At 39.7% G+C, this 1,689-nt stretch carries 1 pseudogene; it reads right to left on the minus strand.

Going from position 1 to position 1,689, the window contains the following annotated elements:
* Positions 1 to 1,689 (minus strand): annotated as a pseudogene (locus E0H99_RS17285) (hypothetical protein); the annotation flags it as partial.

Consider the following 1,689-nt stretch of genomic DNA (forward strand, 5'->3'; position numbering starts at 1 on the left):
GGCATCCGCTTCATCCGTCACTACAGCTATATCAGCAGCAGGGAAAGTTCCGTTGCAACCAGTAAGAGTAATTGCAGCAGGATTAGAAGCTGTCGGAGCAGTAGTATCGATCGTTCTGATTAAATTTTGAGTTACATTGATTGTGTTTCCACACGCATCCATTACACTGTATGTTCTGATTGTCGTTTCGATACAACCCACTAAAGCAGGAGCGCCATCACCAACAAAAGCAACGGTCGGAGTTGAACAGGCATCTGCTTCATTCGTCACTACAGCTATATCAGCAGCAGGGAAAGTTCCGTTGCAACCATCAAGAGTAATTGCAGCAGGATTAGAAGCTGTCGGAGCAGTAGTATCTTCGATTTTGATAGTTTGATTAGCGGTTGCTTTATTACCGCAAGCATCGGTAACCGTCCAAGTTCTAGAAATAATTTTATCTCCAGAACATGAAGCTGGGGTCAAACAAACACTTTTAAAGTCTATACTGCCATTGACACTAGCCTGTTTTCTTGAATAAATAAACCAAGTACCATTCATTATTCCAGTAAAATTTTCAAAACTGGTTACATATGAAGTTAATCCAACGATTGTATTCGGGGAAGTAGTTGCTCCGTTTGGAGTGAAGTTTTGACTAACACCATTTTGAACAAAATTACTGTTGTTCCATTGTGTATAACTAGAACTATTTGGATAAAATACCGGTAGGTATAATTCTTTTGTGTTTGATGTTGTATCATCGCATGCTCCACCGGCACAATATGGACCTACTAAAATTATTCCTTGGCCGTTCGGGGCAACTAAAGTAAATTCAGCTCTTCCTTTTCCTTGATTTGTTTCGAACGCTAAAGCAATTTTTTCAATGCTGCTTGCTGATAAACCATCAAAACCTGAAACGGTAAATGGGAAATAATTACCATTTCCAGCATTTATTGATCCATTATCTGGTGAATTTCCAAAACAATCAGTATCAGCATAGCTTACAGTTGGATTAGAATCACAAGTATCATTTATGTTTGTTACACTACCTGTTACAGATGGGGCAGTATTTGTTGTGCAATTCTCACCACTACTAAGAGTGATGTTTGCTGGTGGTGTAAAAGTAGGAGCAGTATTGTCTTGAACGTTTATTGTTTGTGATTTTGTTGAAGAATTACCACAAGCATCAGCAGCCGTCCAGGTTCTGGTTACTGTATAAGAACCTACACATTGACCTTGAGCTGTTACATCGTCAAAAGTCAAAGAAACAGTTATATCGACATTGTCCGTTACAGTTGCTTGTGCAAACTCAGGTTTTAAAGGGCAATTAATTGTTGTTTCATTTGGTAATTGACTAATTACAGGAGGTGTACCATCTCCATCATTTATGGTTACCGTAGCAGTAGCAGTACAATTTTGTCCTTGGTTTCCACCAGTAGCAGTAGCGGTAAGGGTATATGTTCCAGCAGGTAAGTTGGTATTTGAAACTACTTGATTAGTTGAATTTGTGATTACCACGGTAGCACCTGCACTATTAGTTACGGCGATAGAACCATCAGATCCTTCATTGCAAGTTGCATTGGTAGCTATTCCGCTAACAGAAACAGCAACGACAGGTTGAGTAATTTCTACCGATGTAGTTGCCGTACAAAATCCATCAGCGTTTCCGTTAGGAGCAGTTGCCGTTACAGTATAAGTCCCAGGAGCATAAGT

Source organism: Flavobacterium sp. GT3P67 (assembly GCF_004349155.1).
Lineage (GTDB): Bacteria > Bacteroidota > Bacteroidia > Flavobacteriales > Flavobacteriaceae > Flavobacterium > Flavobacterium ranwuense.